Origin of the sequence: Amycolatopsis sp. lyj-23, from assembly GCF_046549135.1 — a bacterium.
In the GTDB taxonomy this organism is placed as follows: domain Bacteria; phylum Actinomycetota; class Actinomycetes; order Mycobacteriales; family Pseudonocardiaceae; genus Amycolatopsis.
On sequence record NZ_JAJPWN010000019.1, the window covers coordinates 236,924 to 252,268 of the forward strand.

General features: G+C 73.2%; 15 protein-coding genes. 10 read left to right on the forward strand and 5 right to left on the reverse strand.

Translation table 11 applies throughout. From position 1 onward, the window contains the following. Positions 1–12 precede the first annotated feature (12 nt). The 7 genes from ACLJPY_RS39355 to tsaE are packed head-to-tail and all read left to right on the forward strand — an operon-like array spanning position 13 to position 7,571. Positions 13–1,452, forward strand: coding sequence for an NAD(P)H-hydrate dehydratase (locus tag ACLJPY_RS39355; RefSeq protein WP_410596045.1), 1,440 nt, complete (start codon positions 13–15; stop codon positions 1,450–1,452). 56 nt (positions 1,453–1,508) lie between these two features. Then, complete coding sequence (locus ACLJPY_RS39360) at positions 1,509–2,342, forward strand: DeoR/GlpR family DNA-binding transcription regulator (RefSeq protein ID WP_410596046.1); 834 nt, start codon at positions 1,509–1,511, stop codon at positions 2,340–2,342. Then, entirely contained in the window at positions 2,332–3,777 is a 1,446-nt protein-coding gene (gene xylB, locus ACLJPY_RS39365; RefSeq protein ID WP_410596047.1) for a xylulokinase, read from the forward strand. Before ACLJPY_RS39360 ends, xylB begins: the two co-directional genes overlap by 11 nt. A 3-nt stretch (positions 3,778–3,780) precedes the next feature. Continuing rightward, positions 3,781–4,872 carry an ABC transporter ATP-binding protein gene (locus ACLJPY_RS39370; protein ID WP_410596048.1) on the forward strand — a complete coding sequence of 364 codons (1,092 nt, stop codon included), beginning with the start codon at positions 3,781–3,783 and terminating at the stop codon, positions 4,870–4,872. Between the two features lie 28 nt (positions 4,873–4,900). After that, positions 4,901–6,016 carry an alanine racemase gene (gene alr / locus ACLJPY_RS39375; RefSeq protein WP_410596049.1) on the forward strand — a complete coding sequence of 372 codons (1,116 nt, stop codon included), beginning with the start codon at positions 4,901–4,903 and terminating at the stop codon, positions 6,014–6,016. Further along, positions 6,013–7,113 carry an alpha/beta fold hydrolase gene (locus ACLJPY_RS39380; RefSeq protein ID WP_410596050.1) on the forward strand — a complete coding sequence of 367 codons (1,101 nt, stop codon included), beginning with the start codon at positions 6,013–6,015 and terminating at the stop codon, positions 7,111–7,113. Before alr ends, ACLJPY_RS39380 begins: the two co-directional genes overlap by 4 nt. Continuing rightward, positions 7,110–7,571, forward strand: a complete 462-nt coding sequence (tsaE, locus tag ACLJPY_RS39385; RefSeq protein ID WP_410596051.1) for a tRNA (adenosine(37)-N6)-threonylcarbamoyltransferase complex ATPase subunit type 1 TsaE — start codon at positions 7,110–7,112, stop codon at positions 7,569–7,571. Before ACLJPY_RS39380 ends, tsaE begins: the two co-directional genes overlap by 4 nt. Here the strand turns inward: tsaE and ACLJPY_RS39390 are convergent. Next, the gene (locus tag ACLJPY_RS39390) at positions 7,558–8,883 is read right to left on the reverse strand and encodes a carboxyl transferase domain-containing protein (RefSeq protein ID WP_410596052.1); all 1,326 of its coding nucleotides are present in this window, start codon (positions 8,881–8,883) and stop codon (positions 7,558–7,560) included. The genes tsaE and ACLJPY_RS39390 overlap by 14 nt on opposite strands. Next, positions 8,876–10,300 (reverse strand): acyl-CoA synthetase, encoded by a 1,425-nt coding sequence (locus tag ACLJPY_RS39395; RefSeq protein ID WP_410596053.1) that lies wholly within the window; start codon positions 10,298–10,300, stop codon positions 8,876–8,878. The genes ACLJPY_RS39390 and ACLJPY_RS39395 overlap by 8 nt, the downstream gene beginning before the upstream one ends. Positions 10,301–10,399: 99 nt before the next feature. Here ACLJPY_RS39395 and tsaB point away from each other — a divergent pair, with 99 nt between their 5' ends. The 3 genes from tsaB to tsaD are packed head-to-tail and all read left to right on the forward strand — an operon-like array spanning position 10,400 to position 12,587. Beyond that, positions 10,400–11,065, forward strand: a complete 666-nt coding sequence (gene tsaB, locus ACLJPY_RS39400) for a tRNA (adenosine(37)-N6)-threonylcarbamoyltransferase complex dimerization subunit type 1 TsaB (RefSeq protein WP_410596054.1) — start codon at positions 10,400–10,402, stop codon at positions 11,063–11,065. Further along, the gene (gene rimI, locus ACLJPY_RS39405; RefSeq protein WP_410596055.1) at positions 11,062–11,541 is read left to right on the forward strand and encodes a ribosomal protein S18-alanine N-acetyltransferase; all 480 of its coding nucleotides are present in this window, start codon (positions 11,062–11,064) and stop codon (positions 11,539–11,541) included. Before tsaB ends, rimI begins: the two co-directional genes overlap by 4 nt. Beyond that, the gene (gene tsaD / locus ACLJPY_RS39410; RefSeq protein ID WP_410596056.1) at positions 11,541–12,587 is read left to right on the forward strand and encodes a tRNA (adenosine(37)-N6)-threonylcarbamoyltransferase complex transferase subunit TsaD; all 1,047 of its coding nucleotides are present in this window, start codon (positions 11,541–11,543) and stop codon (positions 12,585–12,587) included. The genes rimI and tsaD overlap by 1 nt, the downstream gene beginning before the upstream one ends. A 360-nt stretch (positions 12,588–12,947) precedes the next feature. On the opposite strand, the gene wecB is transcribed toward tsaD, so the two are convergent. The 3 genes from wecB to ACLJPY_RS39425 form a co-directional block, all read right to left on the reverse strand. Continuing rightward, positions 12,948–14,093 (reverse strand): non-hydrolyzing UDP-N-acetylglucosamine 2-epimerase, encoded by a 1,146-nt coding sequence (gene wecB, locus ACLJPY_RS39415; RefSeq protein WP_410596057.1) that lies wholly within the window; start codon positions 14,091–14,093, stop codon positions 12,948–12,950. Between the two features lie 132 nt (positions 14,094–14,225). Further along, positions 14,226–14,405: an LPXTG cell wall anchor domain-containing protein gene (locus tag ACLJPY_RS39420; RefSeq protein WP_247015003.1), complete on the reverse strand. Its 180-nt coding sequence runs from the start codon at positions 14,403–14,405 to the stop codon at positions 14,226–14,228. Positions 14,406–14,416: 11 nt separating this feature from the next. Further along, positions 14,417–15,184, reverse strand: a complete 768-nt coding sequence (locus ACLJPY_RS39425) for a choice-of-anchor P family protein (protein ID WP_410596058.1) — start codon at positions 15,182–15,184, stop codon at positions 14,417–14,419. Positions 15,185–15,345 lie beyond the last annotated feature (161 nt).

A 15,345-nucleotide genomic window follows, 5' to 3' on the forward strand; every position in this document is an offset into this window, starting at 1 on the left:
GGAGGCCCCGCCGTGCAGGGAATCTGGACCACGGAACGGATTCGCGAGGCGGAGGCGCGGGCGTTCGCCGTCACGCCCGAGGGCGAGCTGATGCGGCGAGCGTCCTTCGGGCTCGCCGTGCAGCTCGCGGACTTCCTCGAAGACCACGTCGGCGGGGTGTCCGGCCGCCGGGTCGTGCTCCTGGTGGGCTCGGGCGACAACGGCGGTGACGCGCTCTGGGCCGGGGCGTTCCTGCGCCGCCGCGGAGTGGCCGTCACGGCGGTCCTGCTCAACCCCGCGAAGGTCCACGCAAAAGGTCTCGAGGCGCTCAAGCGGGCCGGCGGCCGGGCGGTGTCCGCCGAGGACGGTCCACAGTGGATCGCGCGGGCCGACGTCGTCGTCGACGGGATCGTCGGCATCTCGGGACGCGGCCCGCTGCGCCCGGACGCGGCCCGGCTGGTCGAGCTGGTCGAAGCCCCGATCGTCGCGGTCGACCTGCCCAGCGGCGTCGACCCGGACACCGGCGCGGCCGACGGCCCCGCGGTGCAGGCGGCCAGAACCGTCACGTTCGGCGCGCTCAAGCCGGTGCACGCGCTCGCGCCCGCCCACTGCGGCGAGGTCGTCCTCGTCGACATCGGCCTCGAGCTCGACAAGCCCGACCTCCAGCGCCTGGACATCGTCGACGTCGCCGCCGCCTGGCCGGTGCCCGGGCCGGAGGACGACAAGTACAGCCAGGGTGTCGTCGGCATCGCGGCGGGCTCGGCGACGTACCCGGGCGCGGCGGTGCTGGCCTCGGGTTCGGCGGTGCGCGCGACCTCGGGCCTGGTCCGCTACGCGGGGCACGCGGCCGACGTCGTCCGGGCGCAGTGGCCGGAAATCATCGCGACCGGCACGGTCGCGGACGCCGGGCGCGTCCAGGCGTGGGCGGTCGGCCCCGGCATCGGCACCGGCTCGGACGGACGGGACGTCCTTCGGCACGTCCTCGGCCAGGGCGTCCCGGTCTGCGCGGACGCCGACGCGACGACGATCATCGCGAAGACCCCGGACGTCCTCGACGCCCGCGACCCGGACACCCCGCTGGTCCTGACCCCGCACGCGGGCGAGTACGAGCGCCTGATGGGCCGCAAGCCCGGTCCGGACCGGGTGACGGCGGCCCGCGAAGCGGCGAAGAAGTACAACGCGGTGGTGCTGCTGAAGGGCCACTGCACGGTGATCGCGGCCCCGGACGGCCGGGTCGCGGTGAACACCCCGCACGGCGCCTGGCTGGCGACGGCGGGCTCGGGCGACGTCCTCTCCGGCCTGGTCGGCGCCCTGCTGGCGGCCGGCCTGGACCCCTGGCTGGCGGCGGCGGCCGCGGCCCACGTCCACTCGCTGGCGGGCGCGATCGCCGCCCAGAACGCCCCGACCTCGGCGTCCGGGCTGGTCCACGCGATCCCGGAGGCCATCCGCTCGATCCGCTCGCTAACGTCCTGAGAAGACTTATCGAGTTTCCTGTTAACTTCGCGCATCGGATCTGGTAAGAATGCCGTGTGAGCGGCGGCACAGCACCCGGAGACCGGAAGACCCGGCCGTCCGATGCCGTCGTCGAGCAGCGGCGGCAGGACATCCTCGACCACGTCATCGAGCAGGGCGAGGTCCGGATCGACGACCTGACGTCGAAGTTCAAGGTCAGCCTGATGACCATGCACCGCGACCTCGACGACCTGGCCGAACGCCGGCTCCTGCGCAAGCTGCGCGGCAAGGTCGAGGCCTACCCCGCGCTCACCATCGAGAGCGCCGCCCGCTTCCGCGACACGCTCCACCACGGCGAAAAGGACGCGCTCGGCCAGGCGGCCGCGAACCACGTCCAGCCCGGCCAGACCGTGTTCGTCGACGACTCCACCACGCTGCTCCCGCTGGTCAAGCGGCTGGCCGAGATCGACGCCCTCACCGTCGTCACCAACTCGCTGCACGCGGCCCGGCTGCTGGGGCCCAAGGTCGAGGTCGTCCTCGCCGGCGGCCGCTACAGCCACGAGTACGACTCCTGCGCCGGTCCCGAGGTGCTCGACCTGCTCGACTCGATCCGCGCCGACGTCTCGTTCGTCTCGGTCACCGCGGTCGCCGTCGGCCGGCTGTTCCACCCCGACCGCGACTACGCCGAGCTCAAGAAGGCCGCGCTCAAGGTCGCGAACCAGAGCGTCCTCGTCGTCGACCACTCGAAGTTCGGCCGCACCGCCACCTACGCGCACGGTGACGTCGGCGACTACGACCTGCTGATCACGGGCCAGCTCACGCCCACCGAGGAGATCGAGGCCGCGCTGAACGCGGGGTCCGCGATCGAGATCGTCGAACACGTCGCAGAGGGGCAGCCCTATGACAGCTGAACTGGTCGCCGGCATCGACTCGTCCACCCAGTCGACCAAGGTCGTCGTGTGTGACGCGAAAACCGGCGAAATCGTCCGCACCGGCCGCGCGCCGCACCCCGACGGCACCGAGGTCGACCCCGCCGCCTGGTGGGAGGCGTTCCGGACCGCCACGAACGGCGTGCTCGACGGCGTCAAGGCCATCGGCGTCGGCGGGCAGCAGCACGGCATGGTCACGCTGGACGAAAACAACGACGTGGTCCGGCCCGCGCTGCTGTGGAACGACACCCGCTCCGCGCAGGCGGCGCTCGACCTGATCGAGGAGCTCGGCGGCCCGGCCGCCTGGGCGAAGTCCGTCGGCTCGGTGCCGGTCGCGAGCTTCACCGTCACGAAGCTGCGCTGGCTGGCCGAGAACGAGCCCAAGCTCGCCGACCGCGTCGCGCGCGTGCTGCTGCCGCACGACTGGCTGACCTGGAAGCTCACCGGCGGCGACCCGGTCACCGACCGCGGTGACGCCTCCGGCACCGGCTACTTCTCGCCGACCGACAACGCCTACCGCCTCGACGTCCTGAGCCACGCCTTCGGCGGCCGGACGCCGGAGCTGCCGACCGTGCTCGGCCCGGCCGACGCCGCCGGCCACACCCCGGACGGCGTGCTGGTCTCGGCAGGCACGGGCGACAACATGGCCGCGGCGCTCGGGCTGGAACTCAAGCCCGGTGACGCGGTCGTCTCGCTCGGTACCAGCGGCACCGTGTTCGGCGTCGCCGAGACCGGCGCGGCCGACGTCAGCGGCGACGTCGCCGGGTTCGCCGACGCCACCGGCCGCTTCCTCCCGCTCGCCTGCACGCTCAACGCCGCCCGCGTCCTCACCGCGACGGCCGCGATGCTCGGCGCGACGCTCAGCGAGTTCGACCGGCTCGCCCTGGCCGCCGGACCCGGCGCGGGCGGCCTGACGTTCCTGCCGTACCTCGACGGCGAGCGCACCCCGAACCTGCCCGGCGCCACCGGCTCCCTGGCCGGGCTGACCCGGGACAACATGACCCCGGAGAACCTCGCCCGCAGCGCCGTCGAGGGCATGCTGTGCGGCCTGGCCGCGGGCCTCGACGCGGTGCGCGCGCACGGCCTCGACGTCCGGCGCGTGCTGCTGATCGGCGGCGGCGCGCAGTCGCGGGCCGTCCGCGCGGTCGCGCCGCTGGTGTTCGGCGTGCCCGTGCAGCTGCCCGAGGTCGCCGAGTACGTCGCGCTGGGCGCGGCACGCCAGGCGGCGTGGGCGCTGTCCTCGTCGACGCTGTCTTCCAGTGCGGAACCCCCGTCCTGGCAGGAAAACCAGAAGCTCCGGCTCGAGCTGGACGAGCCGACCGAGGCGCAGCGCGCCGAGGGCCACCGGATCCAGCAGCGCCACCTCGAAGCCCGCGAAGCGGCGTACGGGGTCCGGCAGAATCTTGGAGAGGACTGACCGATGGCTTCCATCACCTACGACAAGGCGACCCGGCGCTACCCGGGCGCCGAGCGCCCCGCGGTCGACGCGCTGGACCTGGAGATCGCCGACGGCGAGTTCCTCGTGCTGGTCGGCCCGTCCGGCTGCGGCAAGTCGACGAGCCTGCGCATGCTGGCCGGCCTCGAGGACATCGACGACGGCGCCGTCTGGATCGGCGACCGCGACGTCACCCAGCTGCCGCCGCGTTCGCGCGACATCGCGATGGTGTTCCAGAACTACGCGCTGTACCCGCACATGACGGTCGCCCAGAACATGGGCTTCGCGCTGAAGATCGCCGGTCGCCCCGCGTCCGAGATCAAGCAGAAGGTTCTCGAAGCGGCCAAGCTGCTCGACATCGAGCAGTACCTCGACCGCAAGCCGAAAGCGCTCTCCGGCGGCCAGCGCCAGCGCGTCGCGATGGGCCGCGCGATCGTCCGCGAGCCGCAGGTCTTCCTGATGGACGAGCCGCTGTCGAACCTCGACGCCAAGCTCCGGGTGTCGACGCGCACGCAGATCGCCGCGCTCCAGCGCCGCCTCGGCGTCACCACCGTGTACGTCACGCACGACCAGGTCGAGGCCATGACGATGGGTGACCGCGTCGCCGTGCTGTCGGACGGCCTGCTGCAGCAGTGCGACACCCCGCGCGCCCTCTACGACCGGCCCGCAAACGCTTTCGTCGCGGGCTTCATCGGCTCCCCGGCGATGAACCTCGTCACCGCGAAGCTGACGGCCGACGGCGCCGAGCTGGGCGGCGGCAGCGTGCGGCTGACCCGCGAGGTCATCCAGGCCGCCGACGGCGACACGGTGACCCTCGGCTTCCGGCCGGAGTCACTGGAAGTGGTCAGCGAGGGCCCGGACTCGGTGCCGATCAAGGTCGACCTGGTCGAGGAGCTCGGCTCGGACGCCTACGTCTACGGCAAGCTCGCCGAGACCGACGCCGAAGGCACGAAGTCCAACGTCGTCGCCCGCGTCGACCCGCGCACGCCGCCCGCCATGGGCGACACGGTCCACCTGCGGATCCGCCCGGACGAGCTGCACGTGTTCTCCGCCACCACCGGGGCGCGCCTGCCCTGACCTCGGGTCATGGGAAACTGGAGGCGTTATGACCTCCAGTTTCCCCCGGGCGCAGGTCGACATCGACCTCGACGCGATCCGCCACAACCTCACCCTGCTGGGCGCCCGCGCGCCCGGCGCCGAGGTGATGGCCGTGGTGAAGGCCGACGCCTACGGCCACGGCGCGCTGCCGGTGGTGCGCGCCGCGGTCGAGGCCGGGGCGTCCTGGCTGGGCACCTGCTCGCTCGGCGAAGCCCTCGCCCTCCGGGACGCCGGGATCACCACCCGGCTGTTCAGCTGGCTGGACACCCCGGACGTCGACTTCGCGCCGGGCGTCGAGCGGGACATCGACCTCGCGGCCAGCTCGCTGGGTGAGCTTCACCGCATCGCGGCCGCGGCGAAACCGGGTACTCAAGCCCGTGTGCACCTCAAAATCGACACCGGGCTTTCGCGCAACGGCTGCCCGCCGTCCGCCTGGGCCGAGCTGGTCGAAGCGGCGGCCGCGGAACCGCGGGTCGAGGTCGTCGCGATCTGGTCCCACCTGGCCTGCGCCGACGAGCCGGGGCACCCGTCGATCGACCTGCAGGCCAGGCGCTTCGCCGAGGCCTACGACACCGCGCGTGCCGCCGGGCTCGACCCGATGCGGCACCTGGCGAACTCCGCGGCCCTGCTGACCCGGCCGGACCTGCACTTCGACGTCGTGCGCCCGGGCATCGCGATGTACGGGCTCAACCCGGTGCCACAGCCCGAAGACCTGCGCCCGGCCATGACGTTCCGGTCCGCGGTCGCGCTGGTCAAGCGGATCGAAGCCGGGGAATCGGTGTCCTACGGGCACACCTGGACCGCGGAGCGGGACACGACACTGGCGCTCGTCCCGGCCGGGTACGCCGACGGTGTCCCGCGGTCGCTGTCCGGGCGGATGGACGTGTGGCTCGGCGGGCAGCGACGGCCGGTCGCCGGGCGGATCTGCATGGACCAGCTGGTGGTCGACTGCGGGGACGACGAGCCGGCCGTCGGCGACGAGGTCGTCCTGTTCGGCGCTGGCACGCACGGCGAGCCGACCGCCCGGGAGTGGGCCGACGAGCTGGGCACCATCGACTACGAGATCGTCACCTCGATGTACCGGCCGCGCGTGCGGCGCCGGTACCGGGGGGAACGGCCGTGACACCGTCACGCCGGCTGCTGGCCATCGCCGGCGGGGTCGGGGCCCTGGCCACCGGAACCGCCGCCGCCGCCTTCGCCGTTGCCGCGCAGCAACGGCGGCACACAGAGGATCCGTACGTGGACGAGCCGCTGGGGGAGCTGAAGCCCGACCGCACTTCGACGGTCGCGGCCGAGGACGGCACGCCGCTTTCGGTCGAGGAGATCGACCCGGAAGACGGCGGCGAACCGGAACTGACCGTGGTGGGGGTGCACGGCTTCGCGCTTTCGCGGCGCTGCTGGCACTTCCAGCGTCGCGACCTGGCTTCCTTGACGCTGCCGCGCGTGCGTCAGGTGTACTACGACCACCGCGGCCACGGGCTGTCCGGCGCGGCTTCGGCCGAGACGTCGACCATCGAACAGCTGGCCCGGGACCTGGACGTGGTGCTGCGGTCCGTGGTGCCGGAAGGGCCCATCGTGCTGATGGGGCACTCGATGGGCGGCATGGTGATCATGGAGCTGGCCGCCGAGTTCCCGTCGCTCTTCGAGGACCGCATCAACGGCGTCGCCTTCATCGCGACGGCCGCGGGCGAAGTCGGCGCACGCGGGTTGCCCCGTTCGCTGCTCTCGAAGTACAACCCGCTGACGCGGGCCGCGGGCGGTCTCGCGGGCTGGCAGCCCGGGCTGGTGGAGTTCGTGCGCGCCGCGGGCGGCCAGCTGACGCGCCAAGCCGTGCGCCGGCTGGCGTTCGGCAGCCGGGACGTCGCCCCGCGGCTCGTCGACTTCATGCTCGAGATGCTCGAAGTGACGCCGGTGCGCGGGCTCGTCAACTTCGTCGACACGCTCGGCAGCCACAACCGCTGCGCCGCCCTGGCGGGCCTCAAGCACGCGGAAGTGCTGGTCATCGGCGGTGATTCGGACCGGTTCACGCCGTTCTCGCACGCCGAACGGATCGCGGCCGAGCTGCCCGACGCGGAGCTGGTGCGCGTCCGCGGCGCCGGCCACATGGTCCAGCTCGAGCAGCCCGAGCTGGTGAACAGCCAGCTGATCGATCTCCTGCAACGCTGTTCCGGTGCGGACGGCGTGCCCTCGTCCCGGCGAACCTGGTGGTGGCAGCGTTGAGCATGGTGTTCCCGACCCCCGAAACGACGATGGACTTCGGCCGGGCCCTCGGCCGCGTCCTGCGCGCGGGCGACCTGGTCCTGCTGGCCGGTCCGCTCGGCGCGGGCAAGACGACGCTGACCCGCGGCATCGCGGACGGCCTCGGCGTCGGCGGCCGCGTGAGCAGCCCGACGTTCGTCCTGGCCCGCGTCCACCCGGCGGGCGCGCTCGGCGTCCCCCTGGTGCACGTGGACGCCTACCGGCTAGGCGGCGACCTCTCGCAGCTCGACGACCTGGACCTGGACACCGACCTCGAGCGTTCGGCGATCGTGGTCGAGTGGGGCGAGGGTTCGGCGGAGCGGCTGTCGGACGACTACCTGGTGGTCCGCCTGGACCGCCGCGAGGACGACGTCCGCGAGATCACCCTGGAGCCGCACGGCACCTGGGCCGACCGCGTCCCGGAGCTCACGACGGCTTGATCACCGCCCGCGCCACGCCCAGGTCCACCAGGTCCTGCGGCCGCAGGTGCAGCCGGTTGGCGATGTCCGGCACCTCGGCCGCCGGGCGCTTGAGGATCGCCGCCGCGGCTTCCGGGGACGTGACCGAGAAGTACGCGTCCGGCGCGACCCACGTCGAGCCGGCCGCGGCGAACGCCAGTGCGCCGCCCGAGCCGCCTTCGCCGATCACCAGCGTCGTCACCGGGACCGACGCCGTCGCCACCGCCTCGAACAGCTCCGCGATCGCGCCGCCCACGCCGGCCTGCTCGGCCGCCGCGTCGTTCGCCGCGCCCGGGGTGTCGACCAGCGTCAGCACCGGGATGCCCAGCCGGGAGGCCAGCCGGACCAGCCGGGCCGCCGTCCGGAACCCCGACGGCAACGTCGGCGTGCCGCACTGGGCCGCGTAGGCGATCGTCCGCCCGTCGCGCCAGCCGAAGCCGCACGCGACCCCGGGGTCCGCGCCGCCGACGCGGTCGCCGCTGATGTCCTGGCGCCAGCCGAAGTACGCGTCGAGGTACTCCGCGGCCCGGGGCCGCGATGGTGACCGCGCCGCCTGCACCGCTTCCCAGCCCGTCGACGGCAGGGAAACGGCCCGCAGCGCCGTCGGCGGCGGGGCCGCGGCCGAGGAACGCGCGGTCAGCAGCCGCAGCCACCGTTCCAGCGCCGGTCCGAGTTCGTCCGGTGCGACGACGGCGTCGACCTGACCCCACTCGAAGTGCGCCTCCGCGGTGTACGCCTCCGGCGCTTCGGGCGGGCGCACCCGCGAGCCCGCGAAGCCGACCTGCGCCTCCGGCAGCGCGAGGACGACGTCGGCGCCCGCGCCGAGCGTCGCCCAGCCGCCGCCGGTCGTCGGGTCGCGCAGCACCGCGATCAGGGGGATGCCGACCGACCGCGTCAACGCCGCCGCCCGCGCCACCCGCTGCAGCTGCATCAGCGCGCGCATGCCCTGCTGCATGCGGCTGCCGCCGGTCGCGACCAGCGACACCACGGGCAGCCGCGCGTCGCGGGCGTGCGCGAAGGCCGCTTCGATCCGGTCGCCGGTGCGCTGCCCGAGCGAACCGCCGAGGAACCCGAACTCGAAGGCGATCAGCACGGCTTCGACGTCACCGATCTTCGCCGTCCCGCAGACGACCGACTCCTTCTCGCCGGTGCGCGTTTCCGCCGCGGAACGCGCTTCCCGGTAACCCGGCCAGCCGATCGGGCCGTCGGCCGGCTCCTCGCGCAGCGGCGTCGGGAACTCGGTGAACCCGTTCGCGATCGCGCCGACGACCTCGCGCGCCGGCGGCCTAGGCACCGAGCGCCCGCTTCATGACCTTGCCCATGTCGTTGCGGGGCAACGCATCCAGGTAGTGGACGACCCGCGGGCGCTTGTGCGGCGCGAGCAGCTTCGCGACGTGGTCGGCGAGTTCCCCGGCGGCCGGTGGCTCGCCGGCGGACACGATCCACGCGACGATCCGCTCGCCGAGGTCGTCGTCCGGTTCGCCGGTGACCGCGGCTTCGGCGACGCCGGGGTGTTCGAGCAGCGCGTTCTCGATCTCGCCCGCGCCGATCTTGTAGCCGCCGCTCTTGATCAGGTCGGTCGCCTTGCGCCCGACGATCTTGACGTACCCGTCGGCGTCGCGCGTGGCCACGTCGCCGGTGCGGAACCAGCCGTCGTCGAACGCGGCCGCGGTCGCGTCCGGGCGGTTGAGGTACTCGGTGAACAGGTTCGGGCCGCGGACCTGGATCTCGCCGACGGTTTCGACGTCTTCGATCACTTCGCCGGCGTCTCCGACCAGCCGCAGTTCGACACCCCGCAGCGGGACGCCGACCGTGCCGGGCTTGCGCTCGCCGTCGGCGCGGACGCTGGTGTTCATCAGCGTCTCGGTCATGCCGTAGCGCTCGACGACCTGCTGGCCGGTCGCCGCGGTGATGCGCTGGTGGTCGTGCACCGGCAGGGCCGCGGACCCGGAGACCAGCAGCCGCGCCCGCTTCAGCGCGTCCGCCAGCGCGGGGTCGGAGCCGACTTCGCCGGCGATCCGGTGGTACATCGTCGGGACGCCGAACAGCATCGTGGCGCCGTTCGCGAGTTCGCGGGCGACGCCTTCGGTCGACAACCGGCCGAGGTGGCGCACCGACCCGCCGCGGCGCAGCGGGCCGAGGATGCCGAGGATCAGGCCGTGCACGTGGAACAGGGGCAGCGCGTGCACCAGGGTGTCGGCGGCGGTCCAGCCCCAGGCGTCCTCGAGGGCGTCCAGCGTGGTCGCGAGCGCGCGGCGGGGGAGCACGACACCCTTCGGCGGCCCGGTGGTGCCCGAGGTGTAGACGATCAGGGCCGGGGACTCCGGGTCGGGCTCCACCGGGATCGGCGCTTTCCCGCCGGTCAGGGGGACGTCCCGGCGGGGCAGTGCGGCCAGCCCGGCGGGCAGCTCGGCCCCGGGTTCGGCGAGCACCAGCTGCGGTTCGCTGTCGGCGAGGATGTGCGCGAGCTCGCGTTCGCCGATCTTCGGGTTCAGCGGCACCGCCGGCACCCCGGCGAGCAGGGCGGCGACGACCGCGACGCTCGTGTGCAGGGTAGGTGTCGCCCAGACCGCGACCCGGCCGGGCGGCAGCTCGCGGGCGAGCCCGCCGGCGACGGCGGCGAGGTCGTCGTGGGTCAGGGCGTGCTCGCCGAAGCGCAGAGCTTCGTTGGCGGCGCCGGCGACGAGCGTGGGGAACAAGGGGTCGGGCACCGCGGGGACCTCCCAGTGTCGGACTCGATCAGCACGTTACCGCGCGGATCCCTCCCCTGCAGCAAGCGGCCGAACGCGCTGGTCGTAGGCTGGGACACCGTGTTGGTACTGGCGATCGATACCTCGACCCCGGCGGTGACCGCGGGCGTCGTCGCGCTGGACGGCGGCTTGGTCGAGACGCGCGGTGAGCGCGTCACGGTCGACCCCCGTGCCCACGGAGAGCTGATCACGCCGCACGCGCTGGCCGCCGCCGAGGCCGCCGGGGTGACGCTCAAGGAGCTCGACGCGATCGTTTCCGGTGTCGGCCCCGGGCCGTTCACCGGCCTGCGGGCCGGGATGGCCACCGCCGCCGCGTTCGGCCACGCCCTCGGCATCCCGGTGTACCCGGTCTGCAGCCTCGACGCGCTGGCCGCCGAAGTCGCGCCCGGGGACAACGCTTTCCTCGTGCTGACCGACGCCCGCCGCCGGGAGGTCTACTGGGCCGCCTACGACGCCGCGGGCCGGCGCACCGACGGCCCGCACGTCCAGCGGCCCGCCGACCTCGAGAGCGACGTGAAGGTGGCGGCCGGCGACGGCGCCCTCCTGTACGCCGACGCGCTCGGCGTCCGGCCGATCGAGCCGCGGTTCCCGTCGCCCGCCGGGCTGGTGAAGGTGGCGCAGGCCGCGTTGCTGGCGAAGGAACCGCCCGGACCGCTGACGCCGCTGTACCTGCGCCGCCCGGACGCCGTCGAGCCGGCCGCGCCGAAACGGGTGACCGCTTCGTGAGACTCGAGCCGCTGCGCCGCATGGACATCGCCCGGTGCGTGGAGATCGAGCAGATCCTCTTCCCGGGCGACGACCCGTGGAGCGCCCGCGCCTTCCACTCGGAGCTGGACGCCGGCAACTTCTACCTCGCCGCGCGGCCGGACGAAGGCGACGAGCTGCTCGGCTACGCCGGGCTGGCCGTCGTCGGGCGCCGCCGCGGCGAATACGAGGCGACCGTGCACACCATCGGCGTCGCGCCCGAGTACCAGGGGCAGGGCATCGGCAAGGCGCTGCTGCGGGCGCTGCTGGCGCGGGCCGACGAGTTCGAGGCACCGGTCTTCCTCGAGGTCCGCACGGACAACACCACCGCGCTCGCCCTGTACGAGCGCCACGGCTTCGAACGGCTCGGCATCCGGAAGCGCTACTACCAGCCTTCCGGCGCCGACGCGTACACGATGGTCCGCCCGGCGCGGACGCGGGACGGGGTGGCGCGCTGATGGCACGCATCATCATGGGTATCGAGAGCTCGTGCGACGAGACCGGCGTCGGCCTGGTCCGCCTGCACGACGACGGCGCGGTCGAGCTGCTGGCGGACGAGGTCGCCTCCAGCGTCGAGCAGCACGCCCGCTTCGGCGGTGTGGTGCCCGAGGTGGCCAGCCGCGCGCACCTGGAAGCGATGGTCCCGACGACGGCACGGGCGTTCGAAAAGGCCGGGCTGTCGATGTCCGATGTGGACGCCATCGCGGTGACGGCGGGACCGGGCCTGGCGGGCGCGCTGCTCGTCGGCGTCTCGGCGGCGAAGGCGTACGCGACGGCGCTGGACGTCCCGCTCTACGGCGTCAACCACCTGGCCGGGCACATCGCGGTGGACACGCTGCAGCACGGGCCGTTGCCCACGCCGTGCCTGGCGCTGCTGGTTTCCGGCGGGCACACGCAGCTGCTGCGCGTGGACGACATCGCGTCGGGGATCACCGAGCTGGGGTCCACAGTGGACGATGCCGCGGGTGAGGCGTACGACAAGGTCGCGCGCGTTCTCGGCCTGCCGTACCCGGGCGGGCCGCCGATCGACAAGGCGGCGCAGAACGGGAACCCGGCGGCGATCGCGTTCCCCCGCGGCATGACGGGTCCGCGGGACGCCGCGTTCGACTTCTCGTTCTCCGGCTTGAAGACCGCGGTCGCGCGGTGGGTCGAGGGTGCGCAGCGGCGTGGTGAGGACATCCCGGTGGACGACGTTGCCGCTTCTTTTCAGGAGGCGGTCGTGGACGTGCTGACGGCGAAGGCGATCCGCGCGGCGAAGCAGCAGGGCATCGGCACCATGGTGATTTCCGGTGGTGTGGCGGCGAACTCGCGGCTGAAGGTGCTGGCTGGTGAGCGCTGCGCGGCTGCGGGCATTGAGCTGCGGGTGCCGCGGCCGCGGTTGTGCACGGACAATGGCGCGATGATCGCTGCCCTTGGTGCGCACGTGGTGGCTGGGAAGCGTCCGGCTGCTCCGCTGGACTTCAGTGCGAATCCGGCTTTGCCGGTGAATGTGGTTTCGCTTTAGTCGTGAGGTGAGTTGCGTGGGGTTTCTCCGCTACCCCGATGCCCGATTGTGACTACGGCCGGCGGTGCCGCGTCAAGGCGGGAAAGCGTGCCTTGACCCGGCGCCGCCGGCCGTGTTGGGGCTTCGGATCGGGGTTGCGGGGGGTGTGAGTCCCTTCGTCTCCGGTTTGTCTGCTGCCGCGAGTCTTTGTGTGACGGTTTGTTTGCTGCCGCACGCCTTTGTCTGGCGGTCTGTTTGCTGCCGCGTGTCTTGCCGCCGGTTTGCCTGCTGCCGCATGCCTTGTTCGCCGGGTTGCCTGCTGCCGCCTGTCTTTGCCTGGCTGGCTTTTGGCTCGCCGACCTTTGCCTCGGCGGGCTCGTGCTACGAAGCCGCTGCCGGAGTTGCCGCTCGTACGCCCAGGAGTTCCTCGATCGCCGCGACTGCCAAGGCCGCCGCATTCCCTTCGCCGTACGGGTTTGCCACCTGTGCCGGGCGCAGCTCGCCGCGTAGCAGGCGGGCTGCCGTGTCGGCGATGCGCTCGGTGTCGGTGCCCGCCAGCCATGCGCAGCCGGCCGCCACCACCTCGGCTCGCTCGGTCACCTCTCGCAGCACCACCACCGGCGTGCCGAAGGTCGGGGCCTCTTCCTGGATGCCGCCCGAATCCGTCAGGACCAGCGATGCCAGCCGCAGGGCGCGGACCAGGTCCGGGTACTCCAGCGGGTCCGTCACCGTCACCCGGGGCAGGCCGGCCAAAGCCGCTTCCACCTGGCCGCGGACCTGTGGGTTCGGGTGGGCCGGGAACAGCACCTGGACGTCCGGGTGCTCGGCCACGATCAGCTGCACCGCCGCCAGCGTCCGCTCCAGCGGCTCGCCCCAGGACTCCCGCCGGTGCGAGGTCACCAGCACCAGCCGCTCGCCGGCCTCCGCCAGCTCCATCTCCAGCAACGCCAGCGCCGTGTCGCGCGCCGGCAGGTCGCGGGCGGCTATCTCCAGGACCGCGTCGACGACCGTGTTGCCGGTGACCGCGATCTGCTGCCGCGCAACGCCTTCGGAACGCAACGCCGCCGCCGCGCCGAGCGTTGGCGCCAGGTGCAGCGCCGCTATCCGCGACACCATCTGCCGCGCGCCCTCCTCCGGGAACGGCGCCGCCAGGTCGTGGGTGCGCAGCCCGGCCTCCAGGTGGACCACCGGGATGCCCAGCCAGAACGCCGCCAGCGCGCCGGCGAGCGTCGTCGTCGTGTCGCCCTGGACGACCAGCGCGGCCGGGGCGTGCCGTCGCAGGGCGTCGTCGAGCGCGGGCAGCAGCCCGGCCACCAGTTCCGCCTGGCCGCCGGTGACCCGCGGCGGCACGTCGAGCCACACGTCGGCGGTCAGGCCGAACGGCTCCAACGCCTGCTCCACCATGCCCGGGTGCTGGCCGCTGTGGACCACCACCGGGCGCAGCACGGGGTGGGCCGCCAGCGTCAGTGCCAGCGGCGCGAGCTTGACGGCTTCCGGCCGGGTGCCGGCCAGCAACATCACATCCACCCGGGGACGCCCCTTCTCCACGTAGTCGAGTGTCCAGCAATTTTCCGTCCACCGGTCGTCGGGTGTCCGGACTGTGCGTTCGCGTCCGCGGGGCCGCCGGCGTGCGAGGGGCACACGCCGGCGGCCCGCTTCTCAATCCCGCGCCTGGGAAAGACGGCGGTTGCGGCGGTGGACGGCGATCAGCGCGACGGTCCCGAGCAGGACCAGGAGCACGCCGACGGCCAGCCACCACCCGATGTCGGCCCCGGTGGCGGCCAGGGTGCCCACCCCGCCACCGGCCACGCCGACCCCGGCGCCCGGCATCTTGTACATCCGAACCTCGCTCAGGCCTGCGCGGAACGGCGGCGGAGGATCCGGGTACCGACCGGCAGCGCGACGGCGCCGAGCAGGCCGAGCCCGATCCACAGCCCGGCACCGGACGCCAGCGGCATCGGCGGCGCGGCCGGGCCGCAGGTCGCCGACGACACGATCACGTCACCCGAGCCGAGCGCCTTGAGGCCTCCGCCGAGCAGCTTCACGTGGACGGCGTTCACGGTGAGGCTGCCGTCGGCGTTCTTCAACTGCTCGTTCAGGATGATCGTCGCGACGTTCAGCGCATCGAGGCCGACCTTGATCTGCGTGTTCGCCGCCGGCGTGGCGTCGACCGCGCCGACGCTGCCGAGGTCCGCGCCGACCAGTTTCGTGCTGCCTTCGACGCCCTTCTGCGTCGCCGTGCAGACGGCTTCGACGAGCTTGATGCCGACGTTGCCGAGCGCCGCCTTCAGCAGCGGCAGCGTGACGTCGGCGGTGCTCGCCTTCGCCGTCACCGCACCGGAATCCTCGTCCCGCTTCGCCTCGGTGTTGATCGCACCGGCCGTGAGGATGCCGGTGAGGTCGACCTTCGCCAGGCTGCTGCTGGTCGGGCCGGCGGTGTTCGCGGCCGCGAACGGGCCGGCCTTCACCGCGTCCTGCCCGAGCAGCTTGACGTCGACTTTGACGCCGTACGCGGACCCGTCGCCGGGGGCCGCCGAAGCGGGGGCCGCGCCGGCGAGCACGACGCTCGCCACGACCGCGGCGAGCAGTCCGCCGCGGCGCACGAGGGAGCTCTTCATCAAGTGTTCCTCCGAATTCGCTGGATTTGTCGGGGGGGGGGGTGTCCCTATGTGGTTGTCAAGCCGCAGCGGGCGCGGGGTGTTGGTAGTGGGTGCCGTTGCGGAGCATGGCGTAGAGGACGTCGCAGCGGCGGCGGGCCAGGCAGATCAACGCGGCGTTG

Coding starts and splice junctions, on each gene's coding strand:
- xylB (WP_410596047.1), top strand. CDS start 2,332: ATGACAGCTGAACTGGTCGCCGGCATCGACTCGTCCACCCAGTCGACC.
- ACLJPY_RS39370 (WP_410596048.1), top strand. CDS start 3,781: ATGGCTTCCATCACCTACGACAAGGCGACCCGGCGCTACCCGGGCGCC.
- alr (WP_410596049.1), top strand. CDS start 4,901: ATGACCTCCAGTTTCCCCCGGGCGCAGGTCGACATCGACCTCGACGCG.
- tsaD (WP_410596056.1), top strand. CDS start 11,541: ATGGCACGCATCATCATGGGTATCGAGAGCTCGTGCGACGAGACCGGC.
- ACLJPY_RS39420 (WP_247015003.1), bottom strand. CDS start 14,405: ATGTACAAGATGCCGGGCGCCGGGGTCGGCGTGGCCGGTGGCGGGGTG.
- ACLJPY_RS39425 (WP_410596058.1), bottom strand. CDS start 15,184: ATGAAGAGCTCCCTCGTGCGCCGCGGCGGACTGCTCGCCGCGGTCGTG.